This is a genomic window from Melghiribacillus thermohalophilus, from assembly GCF_004342905.1.
In the GTDB taxonomy this organism is placed as follows: domain Bacteria; phylum Bacillota; class Bacilli; order Bacillales; family Alkalibacillaceae; genus Melghiribacillus; species Melghiribacillus thermohalophilus.
The window spans coordinates 1-16217 of the sequence record NZ_SMAN01000012.1 but is presented as its reverse complement, the minus strand read 5'-3'; the positions used below and the strand labels follow the sequence as shown (position 1 = coordinate 16217).

Genomic DNA, 16217 nt, shown 5'->3' with positions numbered 1-16217 from the left:
AGGTTATAAATGTCTGCAGGAACAGCACAGCATTATTCTAATGTTTCCTTAGTTACAGGATTGCTAAATCGGATGTCCATCACTCCATCATTGCTTGCTTTGTAACGGAAGATCGTTACTGTGGAGGTTATTAGATGAAACGAAAATTCCCGGTGATTATGTTTATGTTTCTGATGGCTGCTGGCCAGTAGTTATAACTACCTGAATCCAGAAGACAAGTACATACATGATTGGAATGTTGTTCAAAGAACCAATAATTTGAACATCACAATGGAACCCATTGCAGAAGGAATCACTTTAGAAAAAACTGGAAACATGCATTCACTCCTTATAAGCATTCCACTCACTTATGAAATTAAGCCTTCCCAACCCTGAAACAAATCAGCCTTCCTCTCTTTATATGTTTATGTCCTCAGATGATCTAAATGCAAATAGAGGTTTTACTTGATGAAAGGGAGTAATTTTAAGTGAAAAAAAGTAGGTTTATATTTTTAGCATGCTTATTTACTATTGGATCATTGATATCTGTCGGGTTAATCATAAACTATGACAGTGAATCTCCAGAAGTCCAGGGGGATTGGCCTCACAAAGATATAGATGAATTAATTAAAGATTCAGATTTAATCGCGATAGTTAAAGTAAAAGATAAAAAAATGAAAGAATCTAAAGTAGAAAAAGAAGCTGGGCTAAAAAGGCAATTTTCTACACTAAAAATAAAAGAGGTCATAAAAGGTAAGCCGGAAAAAGAGATCATTTTAAATCAAGCATATAATTTTGTGGATATAGGTAAAGAGTATTTAATGTTTCTTTCAAAAGGCTCAGATGGATATTACTACGAACTAACTAATGTATCAATTGTGCCAAAAAAGAACAGTAAGTTTAAATCTAAAATAAAAGGTTTGCAAGGAACTTTTAATGAAATTGAATTGATTAATAAAGTAAAGGAAAAAGTAAAATAACGTCAGGGATAATGATTAAAGTTTTTGTTGTTCTTATTCAAAATCCTCTGTTTCGTTCCAATCATGTACATAGGTATAAATTAAACGTTTTAGATCTTCTCCATATATGATCATAATGTTTTCAAAGTCATTTTTTCTGTTAGAAAGTTGATTCGAATTGAACAATATCAAAAACACCTACCTTCAATGAGGAATTCTTCAATATTTTAGACTGTGTCTAAGGTAAATATGTCTCACTTTTTTTAGTTTCGTTTTGTATGATCAAACAATTTGTCAAGATCCTATTCAATTAAGAAGGCAGGAAGAGAGAAAATTTAAGGGGAATTCATCTTTGGAAACGTGGTTATTTCAGATATCGGGAGTCATTATTTTATATTATAAGAATCTATATGGACTGTTCTCTAGTACAGGGAGATCCGATCAGAGGGATAAAGCTTGTTGAAAATGGAGGCAGAAGAGTAATCGATCAAATAACTTTGAATGTATGGGTCAAAATGAAAGAGCAAAAAAAGAAGTGAATCTTACATAAATGGGCTGTTAGGATTAGGTCAAAAGAGAAAAGGCAGGGAATCAAGATGGAAAAACAGCCCATAGGTTTATATCAAGGTATTGCCCTTTATATGGCGGCCGTTTTAGGTTCTGGTGTTCTGTTTTTATCAGGGGTGACGGCTTCGATTGCAGGTCCGGCATCTATATTGTCCTGGTTGCTAGTGATCATTCTCAGTTTTCCTCTAGCCTACTCATTTGCCTGTCTGGCACGTGATTATCCTGATGCTGGAGGGGCAGCAACATTTGTAAGAAAGGCATTTGGTTTTCATTCCGGAAATCTGGTGGGATGGTTTTATTTTGTTACGGCTGCCGTGGGACAGACCATTGTATCGTTAACCGGGGCATTTTATGTCAGTCACGCCTTTGATTTGCCGCTGCGAGTCACACCTTTAATTGCTATATTGATATTAACCATTGCCGGTATCACGAATTATTATGGGGTCCAGGTAAGCGGAAAAGTGGCACTCGTTCTCAGTACATGTTTGCTCTTAATACTGTTAATTGCTGTTTTCGCTGCATTTCCGATGATGGAGTGGGAGCAGTTTTCACCTTTTCTTCCCCATGGGTGGTTTTCTGTCGGGAAAGCGATGACTTTTATTTTATGGTCATTTTTTGGCTGGGAAGCGATCACGAATCTGGCCGATCATTTTAAAAAGCCTGAAAACAATATTGTGCGGAGTACCATCATTAGTGCGGTCATTATTGGAACATTGTTTTTAGCATTAAGTATCGTCACCATTGGAACAGGGACATATGGAAGTATGGAACGTAATCTTTCTCCCCTCGGCGTGATGATTGGAGAAAGACTGGGAATAGGCGCAAAGATGACTACAGGGATTATGGCCTTTATGATTTGTACAGGTACATCCAATGCGTTTGTGGCCAGTTTAACTCAGCTGGGATATTCTCTGAGCAGGGATGGAGCTTTTCCCAAAATATTATCTGTTTTGCATCCGGTTCAACAAATTCCCCGACGGATGGTTGTTTTTGTCATTGGGTTTGCTTCAGCAGGTGTTGTGATGACAGACTTTTTTTCGATGACCTTTGATGATTTCCTGTTTATTCCGACATCCCTTGGCATTTTTGTCTATATATTTTCAATGGCTGCCGGAGTCAGGCTTTTCAAAGGACAAACACTACCACGGTGGTGTTCAGCGCTTTCCCTTATTCTTTGTCTCCTGGTACTTCCTTTTTTTGAATGGTTCATCTCGGTGCCGATTATAATTACGGGGCTCTATTTCGGATATATGATGTTCCTGCAAAAGAAACGTTCGGAACCCGGGAGGATGGATGCTCATGAACATATCAGATAAACTAACAGCAGAAGTCATGTGGAAAGCCACGGTTACTTGTGATGCCCGTTACGATGGAGAATTCTTTTATGCCGTTAAAACAACAGGGATTTTTTGCCGACCTTCCTGCAAATCCAGAACCCCGCAATTAAACAATGTCCGTTTCTTTAAGTATGCTCAAGAGGCTTTGAGAGAAGGGTTTCGCCCGTGCAAGAGATGTCGTCCTGATATATATGTCAGGCACTACGATCCATCACAGGAAATAGTAGAGGATGTTCAAACGATTCTGGAAAACCGTTATGATGAAAAAATCCAATTAAAAAATCTGGCTCAGGACGTGGGGTTAAGCCCATTTTATCTAAACAGGCTGTTTAAAGAAAAAACAGGATTCACACCCCGACAGTATCTAGAGAAGGTTCGAATCCAGAAAGCCGTTTTGCTTCTAAAAACCACCGATCTGAGCAGCACGGAAATTGGCTTTCAGGTCGGTTATGAGAATTTATCTAGTTTTTACAAAGCATTTAAAAATGTGACAGGCTGTTCACCCGGGGAATACAGGAAAATGTAGCTATCAAACAGGTATCTCCTGTGGTTTTTCAGCTGTTTGCACATGTAAAAATTCACCGCACCCCAGGTGGAAAACAGATAATAGTAAACCTATGTGCAAAATATTTCTTGAGGATCTTTAGTCTAAATTATGGTAAATGAGGGAAGGCACTCTATCATAAGTGTATGTTTGGAAGAGAGAGAGTCCTTCCCATGGAAAAGATTAAATTAATATCGTATGAAATAATAAATAACACTGATAACTTAATCGAACTTGAAGATTGCATCAAGACGTATATGCATGAGATATTAGCTTCTTTATTGGGGGGACATTTTTACCCAGTTGAATCAAGCCATTAAGAAACAAAAACAGGAAGAGGGTTGGACTGTCATCAAAGATGATGTAAAAACGGTTCAAGTTATCTTTGGGGGCATAATCTTCCGACATGCATCGATAATCGAAAAGGGAGACTTTGCATTGTTATACTGAGCCTCATCATCTCTTGTTTATTTGCCTTTCATTATTCACATTTGAACCTCTGCCTTCCCTTCTTCTTAGCTTCCGCATATTTTGATAGATCCGCTCATGAGTGTTATTACAACCAAGCTTTTTTTAAGAGCTCTACACCAAGTTGGATGTCATCAAAAGAAAGATGACTAAATCCAAGTTTAATCATGGGTTTTTCAGGATAGTTTTTAACAAAGTAACGAGAGGTAGGATACACTTTGACACCATAAGCACAAGCACTCTCGATTAGCCATTCTTCTGAACGGTTCAAGTGTACTTTCACCAATAAAAATAACCCCGATTGTTCACCAATAATGGAAATGTTTTGCTCAAATTCTTTATTTAATACTGTTACTAGGTGTTGCATTTTTCGTTTATATACCAGACGCATACGTTTAAGGTGGCGAATCCATTCTCCATTTTTCATAAATTTAGCCATAGTGAGTTGGTTAAGTATTGAAGTCGTACTTTCGAAAAGACGGAATTGATGTTTATAGCGATCTAATAGGGGTTTCGGCAACACCATGTAACTTAAACGGATTCCCGGAAGGAATGATTTTGAGAAATTCCCTAAATAAATGACCCTTGTTGAATCAATAGAAGCAAGAGCAGGAAATGGTTTTTGTGTATAACGGTATTCACTATCATAATCGTCTTCGAGAATATATCCACGCATTTTGTTTACCCAATGAATAAGCATGTGCCGTTGTTGAATAGTCATGCTTACTCCCATGGGACTTTGATGAGAAGGGGTTACATAAATTAATCGTGATTTCATTTGATCTAGGTGTGACAGCTCAGCACCTGTTTCATAAACCGGCAAAGTTTCAAACATAAAACGATGGAATTGAAATGCTTCCCTAGCACCGTCAAAGCCAGGATCTTCAACAATAATACTCTGGAACTCATCCTTCAATATATGCCCAAGGTATATAAGCATTTGTTGAGTACTACTTCCGATAACAATTGCATTTGGATCAGTTTTCACCCCTCGGGACTGGAATAAATAACCTGCAATTTGTTCGCGCAGACATAATTCTCCAAAAGGGTCCCCGTATCGAAAACAGTCCTTTACCGTTAATACCTGGTTTGAGAGTCTCCTCCAAGTCTTTAAAGGGAAATGCTGTTGATCAACCACGTCTGCACGGAAATCAATACAAAATGGCTGAACGGGCTTTGTTTGCTCGTGATAATCAGAAGGGTTGTGAGTTTCCTGGTATAAAAGGGGCTCTAACTCATTTACAAAATAACCTTTTCGGCTCTCTCCACGTATATAACCTTCCGCAACAAGGAGTTCATATGCCATTAAAGTTGTATTACGGCTCACATTTAAGGAATCTGCCAGTTGACGAATAGAGGGTAATGGTTCATTCGTCTTTAGGTCACCTTGCTCAATAAATGATTTTAATCTTTCGTAGATTTGCTTATATTTTGGGCCGTTGTCATTTAAATGAAAAATGATATTTTTCATTTACATCCCCTCTGACATGTATATTTTATTATTATTGTATCTATATTTATGTCAGTTTGTATAGTATTATATTTTTACAGATTTTAATTTATATTTAATGCTTGTATTTATTGAACACAATGACAAGTTGAAAAGGATGATTATTGTGTACATCTCTGAAAAAGATCGTTTGGATCATGATGAAGCAGTTCAAATCATGAAGTCTTACCCGTTTGCTATATTGATTTCTTTGGATGAACATCGACCGTTGGCAACACATATTCCTGTAGAAATTCGTGCTGAAAAGGGGAAATTATATGCGACTGGGCACATTGCATATGGAAACATGCAGAAAAAAACGTTGGATCATAATCGTGATGTGCTACTCATTTTTCAAGGACCGCATGCTTACATTTCATCCAGTTGGTATGAAAAGGAAGATGTTCCTACATGGAACTATATAGCTGTACATGCGTATGGAACATCGCGTGTCATCACTGATGACGAGCTGATATCGGCTTTAGGTAATATGCTTAAACACTATGAGTCTCATCGAGAAAATGGCAGGCTGTGGGATACGTTTGATCCAGATTTTATTAGGAGGCAAATGAAAGGAATAGTTGGCTTTGAACTTGAAATTACATCGATACAAGCTGCAGCAAAAATGAGTCAGAATCGGAGTGACACGGATTACAAATCGATTGTTGCAGAGCTTGAAAAATCAAATCAAAAAGAGGAAATCCAGGTTGCAAAGTGGATGCGTGAGAAACGGAAAGGATTATTTAAGTAAGAAGGCCTATCGAAGTTAAATCATGTGCTAAAAATGTTACAAGGGGAATGAATATTCATGGAATTATCAACGGTTTGGCTATTTTCAATTGCTGCGGCCACATTGTTAATAATACCAGGGCCAGCTGTGTTCTACATTATGGGAAGAAGTATAGAGCAAGGGAAGAAAGCAGGCCTGGTATCCGTTCTAGGTGTTTCACTTGGGGGGATTGTTCACGTTTTAGCTGGAGCAATCGGAGTTTCTGCTGTCCTTATGACATCAGCAACAGCCTTTAATATTGTTAAATACTTGGGTGCTGTTTATCTTATCTATTTGGGGTATAAAACTTTGTTCTCTACATCTGATCATGCAACTTCAGAAACTCAAAAATCTCCGTCCAATAATTTATTAAAGTTTTTTTACCAATCAGCGCTTGTAGAAGTCATGAACCCTAAAACTGCACTCTTTTTTTTTAGCCTTCTTACCACAATTCATATCACCTTCTGCCGGATCAGTTGCAGTACAATTTTTGTTTTTAGGAACTATATTTATTATACTAGCTCTCATTAGTGATGGTCTGTATGCTGTTCTTGCAGCAAGTATTAGAGAGAGGATTATGAGAAGTAAAGTGAGTTCAAAAATACTGAATCGGGTAAGTGGCTATTTATATATTGTTTTAGGGCTCTTCTCCGCCCTTGCAAGTCCCTCCAAATCATAAGCAGAAATATGTGAAAAATTTCAAGTTGTACCATAGCAAATAACCCTTTATCCAAGGCAATAAATTAAATGAAAGGTTAGCGATAGTTTATGCCAAGATTCATCATTGACCACAAAAGATATTTATAACTCAGCATAACTTAAAAGGTTGGAACTAGATCACAAAAATTAACTGAACTTTCATAAAAATATGATAAAATAATGAAATAGAAAACAATAAGATCCATCATGCAAGGAGGATGCGTATGTCTGAAGTTGAAGTACTCACAAATTTACGGGAGAAAGAATTACGTTTTTGGAAACGAGCGATGAAACAGACGGTGCATATGAGCATATCGAAGTATTTTTGCCGCCGGGAGGGGAAGGTCCGCCTTTGCACTACCACAAAAATTTTGAAGAAAGTTTTGAGGTGCTTGAAGGTGAGTTGAAGATTCTTTATGGGGAAGGAGAAAAAGTATTAAAAGCAGGAAACACGCTTGTTGTTCCAAAGGAAACCAATCATACGTTTTTGAATGCATCTGATGAAAACGACGTTACATTTGGGGTGAAAATTGAGCCTGCCCATCAGTTTGAGCAGTCGATGAGAATTTTGTACGGTTTAATTGAAGACGGCAAAACGGATGAAGAAGGTTTGCCGCACAATAAAATCCATGCAGCCTTAATATTGGATATGCAGGATTCACGTGTGGTCAAGTTGCCATTTTTGTTAAAATTGCTGCTTAATTATCTCGCGAAGAGAGGAAGAAATAAAGGGATTGATCAGGAGTTAATTCAAACGTATGCAAAATGATGCTTCAAGTATTTAACAATGTGTGCCGAATCTTAAGGATTTATTGTCTCCGACTTTTCCTAAAAAACAAAAGATGCTTCATTTTGTCCGTGAAAAGATTGTTGACGGACTTTTTTTGTGTTTAATTGGGTTAAAGGTGACCAGCAAGACCATTGATACGAATGCCCTCTTTAAAAGTTGCCCGTTAAGCTATGAGGGGATGCAATGCCTTTATTCATCATTGACATTAACGTTAACGTAAACTAGAATAGAAGTACACAAAATTTTCAGGAAGTTGTGAAATAAAATGGAACAAACCTACACCATATCCGATCTTGCCCATGAATTTGATATCAGTACCAGAACTATTCGCTATTACGAGGAGCGGGGGCTGATTCATCCCGGCCGGACAGAGGGCGGGCAGCGAATCTATTCCCGAAAAGACCGGACGCATCTCCGGCTCATTTTGCGGGGGAAGCGGTTTGGCTTTTCCCTTGAGGAAATTGCCGAAATGATCAATATGTTTGATCAGGACCGCTCCGGGAAAAAGCAGCTGGAGGTTACGATCCAGTATGGCAGGAAAAAAATCAAGGAGGTGGATGAAAAAATTCAGGATATGGTCGCGCTGAGGGAGGAAATGGAATCATTGCTTCAAGATTTTCAATCACGCCTTCAACAACTAAAGGGGGAGGAATCACGTTGAATATTTCCGAATTGCTGGCAAGAAATGCGAGAAAGTTTCCGAACAAAGAGGGATTTGTCTCAGGAAAGGAACGTTTCACGTATAAAGAGGTGGATCAAAAGGTCAATCAGCTGGCCAGTGCCTTAAAAGAAAAAGGAATTACTCAGGGGGACAAGGTGATTTTATTTTCACCAAATACGATGGATTTTGTGTACAGTTATTTTGCTGTGCAGCGTCTTGGCGCCATCATTGTGCCGATAAACGCCAAACTCACTACTGAGGAAATCCGATACATTCTCGAACATAGTGAGGCAAAGGCATTGATTGGTCATGAACTGATCTGGGCACAGGCAGCCCCGCTGGTTGAAGAATATCCGATACTCTGGATCACCACAGGAAAACCGAGTCATCCCGGCGTGGAAATTTTACATAACGTAATTGAAAGCGGTTCCAATACGCCAATTGCATGTACCCTAAAAGAAGATGACCTATCCACTATGCTGTATACATCCGGTACTACAGGCAAACCAAAGGGTGTGCTGCTTTCCCAGCGGTGTGCCTTAACGGTTGCCACCATGATGTGCATTGAAACCGGAATGAACGATGACTCACGGATTCTGCATATGATGCCTCTTAGCCACTCAGCACCGCTGCACCTCTTTTTCGTCGCAGGAACGTATGTGGGGGCAACCCATGTACTGGCACCAACCTTCACACCAGATCTACTGCTTCAGCTTGTATCTAAAGAAAAAGTCACCCACTTTTTTGGAGCACCTGTAGCCTACCTGCTGACTGCCAAACACCCAGAAATTGAACAATATGACTTGTCCAGTGTAAAGCGATGGATTTATGGGGGAGCTCCACTGTCCCAGGTGGAAGTGCAATTTGTTCAGGAAAAATTCCAGACAGATCAGCTCATGTGTGTGTATGGTCTCACCGAAGCCGGACCAAACGGCACGTTCCTTAGCCCAAAAGATCATCAAACGAAAGCCGGAAGTATCGGCAAGCGGGCTGCTTTGAACTGTGAGGTGCGAATTGTCAATGCGGAAGGTGAGGATGTTGAACCGGGCGAAATCGGGGAGATCATCCTGCGAGGAGAAGGCAATATGGTCGGCTATTACAAAGATGACGAAAAAACGAAGGAAGCGATAAAGGATGGCTGGCTCTATACCGGCGATATGGCGAGATTTGATGAAGACGGCTATATCTGGATTGTGGACCGAAAGAATGACATGATTATTTCCGGGGGTGTCAACATTTATCCAAAAGAAATTGAGGATACGCTGAAAACCCATCCGGCCATTGAGGATGTGGCCGTTATTGGAACACCACATCCAGACTGGGGCGAAACGGTGAAAGCCTTCGTGGTGGCAGGTGAGCCGATGGAAAACATGGAAGAGACATGCAAAGACTTCCTGGAAGGGAAACTGGCAAAATTCAAAATCCCACGGGTGTATGAGCAAATCGTCGAACTGCCCCGCAATGCCACCGGAAAAATTTTAAAACATCAACTGCGGGAAAAGGAGCATGCGCAATGAGTAAATTTTATGATCAGGAAGCCGTACTGCTAAGAATTTTAAAGGACAAACTGGATCCCGAATTGTACGAATATGCCGTCCAGGAACTGGAGACGTTTTATGACAAATGCTACGAAGAATTTGACCCCCGGGCCGTTCATACCGATCGGGAAGGGCAGCCGAAGCTGATTAAATATAACCGTTTTGGTGATGATGTATCGGAAATCTGGGTGAATGAAGGCTATCAAAAGACGGTTGAAGATACGTACAATGCGGGAATTGTGGGGTATGTCCACAAACCAATTCCCGAACTGGGCCGGAAAGGGAATTATTTATACAGCTATGCCCAGGGGTACTTACTCTCACAGGTGGAACCTGGTTTTTATTGCCCGGTCACTTTGACCATGGCCGTAGCGTACTTAATCGATCATTTTGCCGATGATCATTTGCGGGAAACCTTCCTCCCCCATGTGCTTTCCACTGGCGAAGTGGAGCTTTATGAAGGGGCGACCTTTTTAACGGAGCGTCAGGGCGGATCCGACGTAGGGGCCAATGAGGTGAAGGCTGTCCAGGATGGTGATGGATACCGTCTGTTTGGGGAAAAATATTTTGCCTCCAATGCCGGGCAATGTGGAGTGGCAGCAGTTCTCGCCCGGATAGAGGGGAGTGAGCCAGGTACAAAAGGACTGAGTCTCTTTTTGGTTCCTTGGCGAAAAGAAGATGGATCGATCAATGATATACAGGTGCGCCGGCTTAAGGATAAGCTCGGCGTTCGAGCTGTTCCGTCAGCAGAAATTGTGTTTGAAGGTTCCAGGGCCTATCTGGTGGGGGACCCGAAAAAAGGGTTTTACTATATGATGGAAGCGCTGAACTTATCCAGGGTCTGTAACGCCATCGCTTCTGTTGGCATCATGAAGCGGGCCTTGAAGGAAGCCCACGAGTATGCGGGCTGGCGGGAAGCCTTCGGGAACAAAATTATACAATATCCAATGGTCAAGGAAACCCTGACAAATCTGCAGGCCCGTTATGAAATTCAGCTTTCTGCCCTATATGAGTTGATTGAAATGTTTGACCAGGTGATGAATGATCGGGATCGTGTGACAGATGAACAAGTAGCCATGAACCGTTTGCTGATCGCTTTATTAAAAGCCCGAACAGCAGATGAAGCCATTGATTTTTCTCATGAAGCTATTGAAATGCACGGGGGCAATGGGTATATTGAAGATTTTGTCACCCCCCGGCTACTGCGTGATGCCCAGGTGCTGACCGTCTGGGAAGGAACCGCCAACATCCTCGGACTGGAAGTGCTGCGACTGATCAAAAAATATCAGGTCCACGAGCTCTTTTTCAAAAAAATCCACCAGATGCTCGATGGCAGCACCATGGATCAAACCTGGCTCCAGCCGATTCAAAAGAAAATGAAAAAACTGCAGACAGCCCTTCAGTATTTACAGGATCAGGATGAAGACGCCCAGACTTATCATGCCAAACGTCTGGCCAATATGATGACGGACATTTATTTAGCTGCCCATGCTATTGAGCGGGCTGAAACGGAGCGGGATGAAACCATCGCAAAATTAATGATTGATCATTTATTCGGGGACTATGGATTAGACGAAGACATGCTCCCGGTCAAAAAATTTGCGGAAATTATGAAACCAGAATCAAAATCATTCGTAAATTCATAGTGAATGATGTATAATTGGAATCAGAAAACTGAATCGATCTTTTTCTCTTCTAAAGGGGAGTAGCTGGACAATAAAGTCGTCATTACGAGAGGTAACCTCTCCGGCTTTATTGGCAACGATAAGTTGTTAGCGAGACCTTTACGTGCGGAATGCGTAAAGGTCTTTTTTACGGGCCTTTATCGCATGCGCGGTAAAGGTTTTTTAATTTGCTTAAAATGGTACAGGTTGCAGAAGATAAGGGTAACTGCCACAAAGTACAAATCACATCGACGTATCAGCGCACTCTCACGATGTTTAACCAATAGTTAAAGGAGTGGATGTTCAATGGATTGGGGTTTATTGATGGAATATGGCTGGGTATTGCTTGTCCTGGTTGGACTGGAAGGGATTCTGGCAGCGGACAATGCGCTGGTGCTTGCGATCATGGTTAAGCACCTTCCAGAAGACAAACGGAAGAAAGCTTTGTTTTATGGATTGCTGGGTGCCATGATACTACGTCTTGGGTCTTTATTTATTATCTCATTCCTGGTGGATGTATGGCAGGTACAGGCCATTGGTGCGCTCTATCTTCTGTATATCGCCATCAATTACTTAATCAAAAAATATGTCCGAAAAGAAGATCATCATAAGAGCAAAAAACCAAAGAAAGCCCCATCCGGATTCTGGGGAACAGTAGCGAAAGTAGAATTTGCCGATCTGGCATTTGCAGTGGATTCCATTCTGGCTGCTGTGGCACTGGCTGTCGCATTGCCGGCAACACCCCTTCCGACAATCGGGGGCATGGATGGAGGACAATTTTTGGTCGTGTTTGCCGGGGGAATGATTGGTGTCATCATTATGCGTTTTGCAGCGAATCTGTTTGTCAATCTGTTAAACAGCAGGCCCGGACTCGAAACAGCCGCCTTTTTAATCGTGGGATGGGTCGGTATAAAACTGTCTGTCATCACCCTGGCACATCCTGACATTGGGCTCATTTCCGAGCATTTTGCCCATTCAACTCTCTGGAAATTGATTTTCTATACAGTACTTGTGGGGACTGCAGCTGCTGGATGGTTTCTTTCGTCAAAAGGACAAAAGCGGAAAAGGGAAAATGCTGTCTGATTCCAGGGAATGATTCACAAGAAGTTCAATAATACGATAGGATAATATCATTTTTTGTAGAAATGTTAATGTATGAAGGAGGAAAAATATATGGGAAAAACATTTATTGTACCAGTTGATGGTTCTGAACATTCTGTGAAAGCGTTGAAATATGCCCTTGACATAGCTGAGGAAACCAATTCTGATATCCTGCTTGTCAATGTTCAGCCAAGCTATCAAAATGTTCATTACGTCAAACGATTCATAAAAGAAAGCCAGCTGGCTGAATATCGAGAAATGATGGCCAAAGAAGTATTCGAAAAAATGGAGCCACATATAAAAGACGCAAAAGTAAATATTGAGAAGAAAATGTTAATTGGACTTCCGGAAAAGGAAATCATTAAGGCTGCTGAAGAATTGCCAGGATGTACCGGCATTATTATGGGATCCAGAGGACTCGGCATGATGAAAAGCAAAGTGCTTGGAAGTGTCAGTTACAGCGTACTCCATGAATCCAGCTGTCCGGTAACCATTGTTCCGTAAACATGTTTATATAGCTGACCTGATGCCATATGTACAGGTCAGTTTTTTTAGTCTGATCCTTGATGAATAAGTCCTGATAATCAGTGTGCGAAGTCTGATATTTTGCATATAAGTCCTGATTTCCGTTGACTGAATCCTGATATTTAGCATGTAAGCCCTGATTCCTGGTGTCTGAATCCTGATACCTGGTAGATGAATCCTGATTCAGGGGATGTAACCCCTGATTTATTCCTTAACGTTCAACCGGGAAACTTGAATCGGCTGGAAGTTCCAAAGAGACCAGGAAGGAAAAATGAAGAGGTATCATCCGTCAATAGGAATGAAAATAGAGGAGGTGTAAATATGAAACGAACCGTTAGAGATGGAATTCAATTAAACGTGGAACGCAGCGGAAGGGGAATTCCGTGTGTTTACCTGCATGGAGGCCCGGGGTACTGGAGCAAATCTTTTCAAGAAATAGCGGGCATTATCCTTGAGGAACATCTGGATATGATCTACCTGGATCAAAGAGGCTGCGGTCGTTCAGATCCGGATCCAGAAGAACATTATTCGTTAAAAAAGCTGGTGGATGATTTGGAGGATATCAGGCAGCAGCTTCATATCGATGAATGGGTACTCATGGGACATTCCTTTGGTGGAATTCTGGCTGTTAACTATGCTGATCAATATCCGGAGTATACAAAAGGGGTGATTTTATTCAATGCTACATTAAACATGAAGGATTCATTAGAATATCAGATTCAAAAGGGGCTTCGGACATTGCAGCTGCCTTCTGTTGAAATACCGAGAGATCACATAGAAGAATTAACCGCCTTATTCAATCGAACTTTAGAGGAGCTTCGAAAACGTGATCTTTATGATTCATTTCAATTTATGAACCCTGATAACAAAAAAATAATAGACCGCATTGACCAGTCATTGGAAATGAAGTCTTCATTTCAACAATATGTTTTTTCATCAGAAGAATATTTTAAGGACTTCACCCCGTTAACTAGAGAAATAGAAAAACCGGTTTTAGTGATCACAGGAGAACATGATCACGCAATAGGCCCTGACCATTACCGAACCTTCCAGTTCCCACATTCCCAAATCATGAAAATAAATGGCGCTCACCATACATACCTGGAAAATCAGAGAGAACTGGAGAAAGGTATTGAGAATTTTGTTAAGACAATGATGTGATTGGAGTGAGCTTTCATGAGACTAGTCATCATGACCGTCGGAAAAACCCATAGCGGGAAAACGACATTTGCAAAATCCTTAGAAAAACAATTGCCCAACTCCGTCGTCATCGACCAGGATCATCAGGCTGAATTCCTCAACACGTATTACCCGGCATTATTGCCGAAACAGGGGCCAAATAAAATTAAGCATGCCCTCACCCAGACCCTTGTGGACTATGCGGTTCGCGAAACCAATCACCATCTTATTTTATGCAATTCGAACCTGAATCGGCAGGATCGGATCAAGTGGCTTGAATACTATCGTAATAAGGGGTTTATACGTGTTCTGGTGTTTTTTGATTTGGCTGATGATGTTCTTGAGGAGCGGGTTGGGAAAAGTAAGCGCAGCACTAACATATTTAGGATGCCCATCTCTTATCAAGAACTGCTGGCAAGACAGCAAGAGCTGATGAATGAGGAAAGTGCAAATTTTCCGAGAGAAGATGAAGCTGATTATCTGTTGGTGATTCAAAAGCCAGATGAAGTTGATTCTGTTATTCGGGAGATTATTAAACTCGTAAAAGGTTGAGGGGTATATATAGGTTATGAACTAATTTTCCTCCAAATAGATTTGTAATAACAGAGAAACAATAAAGGGAACAAACCGACTTGTATAGAACATTTGATTAGGGGAATATTTTCAACATGGAGGAAGTGGCATGTGGACAAGGAAAATGGTTTCTACCAAACGGGGAGATTTTGAAGTTTTTGTGTGTGGAGAAGGAGAGCCTTTATGTGTCACCCATTTATATAGTGAGTTCAATGAGCGGGGAGATTATTTTTCCGATCGGTTTGTGAATCAGTTTACGGTTTATCTTGTAAACCTGAAAGAGACAGGCTCCTCCAGCCGGGTGAAGGATGATAAGGAATTAAGCATGAAAGAAACCGTCAAAGATCTGGAAGCCTTGAGAAAAGCTTTAAATGTTGAAAAGTGGGGGTTTGCCGGTCATTCCACCGGAGGTATGATTGGCCTCGTTTATGGAGCATCATACCCGGAATCGTTGACAAAACTCATGGTAGGCGGAGCAGCGGCATCCCAAGAGTATATGGAACATCCAGGGAGCATATACAGCAGGCAAAATCCGCTGAATCCAAGATTGAAAGAAATTTTTTCAATTTTGAAGTCAAAGGAAGCATCAAAAGAGGAAAAAGCAAAAGCCGGCAGAGAGTGGACAGAGATGTCACTGCATCACCCGGAAAAGTTTGATGAATATTTTGCAAAGCCCAGCAGCGGAAGGGTTGTCAACAGAAGACTGGACTATTATTCGTTTCAAGAGCTTCCTGAATACGATATTAGAGAAGATCTTAAAAACATTGGCGTCCCCACCATCGTTTACTGCGGACGGCATGATGCCCAGTGTCCGCTGGATTGCTCGAAAGAAATCCACGATTTAATCCCGGCATCAAAGCTATATATTTTTGAACACAGTAACCATGTACCGTATCTGGAGGAACAAGAATTATTTGATCGAATGGTGGCTGATTTTAGCCAGTTATAAAAGAAGGGTTGTTCGACAAAATATATCAAAACCTGATAAATTCCTGGCACATGTCGAATTTATGAAAAAGGTGACTTGAAGTCACTCTTAAAGGGATGAGGTTGGGAATCAGGATTTGGTGTTCCCATTCCTTAAAAAATCTAAACATAGCTTGCTGTTCAGCTATAAGGAGAGTCTTGATTGTTTGGATGCCTTCCCTTTTTCCCCGTTTTTCGGTATTGTGATGATTATTACCATTCAAAAAAATTACTAGATACGGGGTTTATTTCAGTTTCAGACTGATGATGCTGGAATTCGTACACTTACTGATTTTAGTGATTATAGCTTATGCTGGCTCTCCCCAATGAAGTGTGCTGAAAATTGAAAAATGCAGAATCTTCCTCTATTGTTAATAGTAACCCAAACCAAAACCAATAGAAAGGAAGA

The 16217-nt window shown here is 40.8% G+C and carries 14 protein-coding genes and 1 pseudogene; 14 read left to right on the top strand and 1 reads right to left on the bottom strand.

Going from position 1 to position 16217, the window contains the following annotated elements; translation table 11 throughout:
- Positions 1–467 precede the first annotated feature (467 nt).
- The 3 genes from EDD68_RS09230 to EDD68_RS09220 all read left to right on the top strand — a co-directional run bounded on the left by EDD68_RS09230 (position 468) and on the right by EDD68_RS09220 (position 3368).
- Complete coding sequence (locus EDD68_RS09230) at positions 468–959, top strand: hypothetical protein (RefSeq protein WP_132371959.1); 492 nt, start codon at positions 468–470, stop codon at positions 957–959.
- Between the two features lie 575 nt (positions 960–1534).
- Entirely contained in the window at positions 1535–2821 is a 1287-nt protein-coding gene (locus EDD68_RS09225) for an APC family permease (RefSeq protein WP_132371958.1), read from the top strand.
- On the top strand, positions 2805–3368 hold the full coding sequence (locus tag EDD68_RS09220; protein WP_165902123.1) for a bifunctional transcriptional activator/DNA repair enzyme AdaA: 564 nt from the start codon (positions 2805–2807) through the stop codon (positions 3366–3368). Before EDD68_RS09225 ends, EDD68_RS09220 begins: the two co-directional genes overlap by 17 nt.
- Before the next feature lie 574 nt (positions 3369–3942).
- On the opposite strand, the gene pdxR is transcribed toward EDD68_RS09220, so the two are convergent.
- Entirely contained in the window at positions 3943–5325 is a 1383-nt protein-coding gene (gene pdxR, locus EDD68_RS09215) for a MocR-like pyridoxine biosynthesis transcription factor PdxR (protein ID WP_132371957.1), read from the bottom strand.
- 97 nt (positions 5326–5422) lie between these two features.
- Between pdxR and EDD68_RS09210 the strand changes: the two genes are divergently transcribed.
- The 11 genes and pseudogenes from EDD68_RS09210 (at position 5423) to EDD68_RS09160 (ending at position 15791) form a co-directional block, all read left to right on the top strand.
- Positions 5423–6094 (top strand): FMN-binding negative transcriptional regulator, encoded by a 672-nt coding sequence (locus EDD68_RS09210; RefSeq protein WP_243646818.1) that lies wholly within the window; start codon positions 5423–5425, stop codon positions 6092–6094.
- Between the two features lie 57 nt (positions 6095–6151).
- Positions 6152–6791 (top strand): annotated as a pseudogene (locus tag EDD68_RS09205) (LysE family translocator).
- Positions 6792–7085: 294 nt separating this feature from the next.
- Positions 7086–7580: a cupin domain-containing protein gene (locus tag EDD68_RS09200; RefSeq protein ID WP_243646817.1), complete on the top strand. Its 495-nt coding sequence runs from the start codon at positions 7086–7088 to the stop codon at positions 7578–7580.
- Between the two features lie 286 nt (positions 7581–7866).
- Positions 7867–8262, top strand: a complete 396-nt coding sequence (locus tag EDD68_RS09195) for a MerR family transcriptional regulator (RefSeq protein ID WP_132371955.1) — start codon at positions 7867–7869, stop codon at positions 8260–8262.
- Entirely contained in the window at positions 8259–9779 is a 1521-nt protein-coding gene (locus EDD68_RS09190) for a class I adenylate-forming enzyme family protein (protein ID WP_132371954.1), read from the top strand. The genes EDD68_RS09195 and EDD68_RS09190 overlap by 4 nt, the downstream gene beginning before the upstream one ends.
- Positions 9776–11446 (top strand): acyl-CoA dehydrogenase family protein, encoded by a 1671-nt coding sequence (locus tag EDD68_RS09185; RefSeq protein WP_132371953.1) that lies wholly within the window; start codon positions 9776–9778, stop codon positions 11444–11446. Before EDD68_RS09190 ends, EDD68_RS09185 begins: the two co-directional genes overlap by 4 nt.
- 324 nt (positions 11447–11770) lie before the next feature.
- Positions 11771–12547: a TerC family protein gene (locus EDD68_RS09180; protein ID WP_132371952.1), complete on the top strand. Its 777-nt coding sequence runs from the start codon at positions 11771–11773 to the stop codon at positions 12545–12547.
- 90 nt (positions 12548–12637) lie between these two features.
- A complete protein-coding gene (locus EDD68_RS09175) occupies positions 12638–13069 on the top strand; it encodes a universal stress protein (RefSeq protein ID WP_132371951.1) in 432 nt (143 codons plus the stop codon).
- Between the two features lie 342 nt (positions 13070–13411).
- The gene (locus tag EDD68_RS09170) at positions 13412–14251 is read left to right on the top strand and encodes an alpha/beta fold hydrolase (protein WP_132371950.1); all 840 of its coding nucleotides are present in this window, start codon (positions 13412–13414) and stop codon (positions 14249–14251) included.
- A 15-nt stretch (positions 14252–14266) separates the two neighbouring features.
- Positions 14267–14821, top strand: coding sequence for an ATP-binding protein (locus EDD68_RS09165; protein WP_243646816.1), 555 nt, complete (start codon positions 14267–14269; stop codon positions 14819–14821).
- A 130-nt stretch (positions 14822–14951) separates the two neighbouring features.
- A complete protein-coding gene (locus EDD68_RS09160; RefSeq protein ID WP_132371949.1) occupies positions 14952–15791 on the top strand; it encodes an alpha/beta fold hydrolase in 840 nt (279 codons plus the stop codon).
- Positions 15792–16217: the final 426 nt, after the last annotated feature.

Excerpts from the sequence above, each read along its gene's own strand:
- EDD68_RS09225 (WP_132371958.1), top strand. The coding sequence starts at position 1,535 with ATGGAAAAACAGCCCATAGGTTTATATCAAGGTATTGCCCTTTATATG.
- EDD68_RS09220 (WP_165902123.1), top strand. The coding sequence starts at position 2,805 with ATGAACATATCAGATAAACTAACAGCAGAAGTCATGTGGAAAGCCACG.
- EDD68_RS09165 (WP_243646816.1), top strand. The coding sequence starts at position 14,267 with ATGAGACTAGTCATCATGACCGTCGGAAAAACCCATAGCGGGAAAACG.
- EDD68_RS09210 (WP_243646818.1), top strand. The coding sequence starts at position 5,423 with ATGCTTGTATTTATTGAACACAATGACAAGTTGAAAAGGATGATTATT.
- pdxR (WP_132371957.1), bottom strand. The coding sequence starts at position 5,325 with ATGAAAAATATCATTTTTCATTTAAATGACAACGGCCCAAAATATAAG.
- EDD68_RS09180 (WP_132371952.1), top strand. The coding sequence starts at position 11,771 with ATGGATTGGGGTTTATTGATGGAATATGGCTGGGTATTGCTTGTCCTG.
- EDD68_RS09175 (WP_132371951.1), top strand. The coding sequence starts at position 12,638 with ATGGGAAAAACATTTATTGTACCAGTTGATGGTTCTGAACATTCTGTG.
- EDD68_RS09185 (WP_132371953.1), top strand. The coding sequence starts at position 9,776 with ATGAGTAAATTTTATGATCAGGAAGCCGTACTGCTAAGAATTTTAAAG.
- EDD68_RS09170 (WP_132371950.1), top strand. The coding sequence starts at position 13,412 with ATGAAACGAACCGTTAGAGATGGAATTCAATTAAACGTGGAACGCAGC.
- EDD68_RS09160 (WP_132371949.1), top strand. The coding sequence starts at position 14,952 with ATGTGGACAAGGAAAATGGTTTCTACCAAACGGGGAGATTTTGAAGTT.
- EDD68_RS09195 (WP_132371955.1), top strand. The coding sequence starts at position 7,867 with ATGGAACAAACCTACACCATATCCGATCTTGCCCATGAATTTGATATC.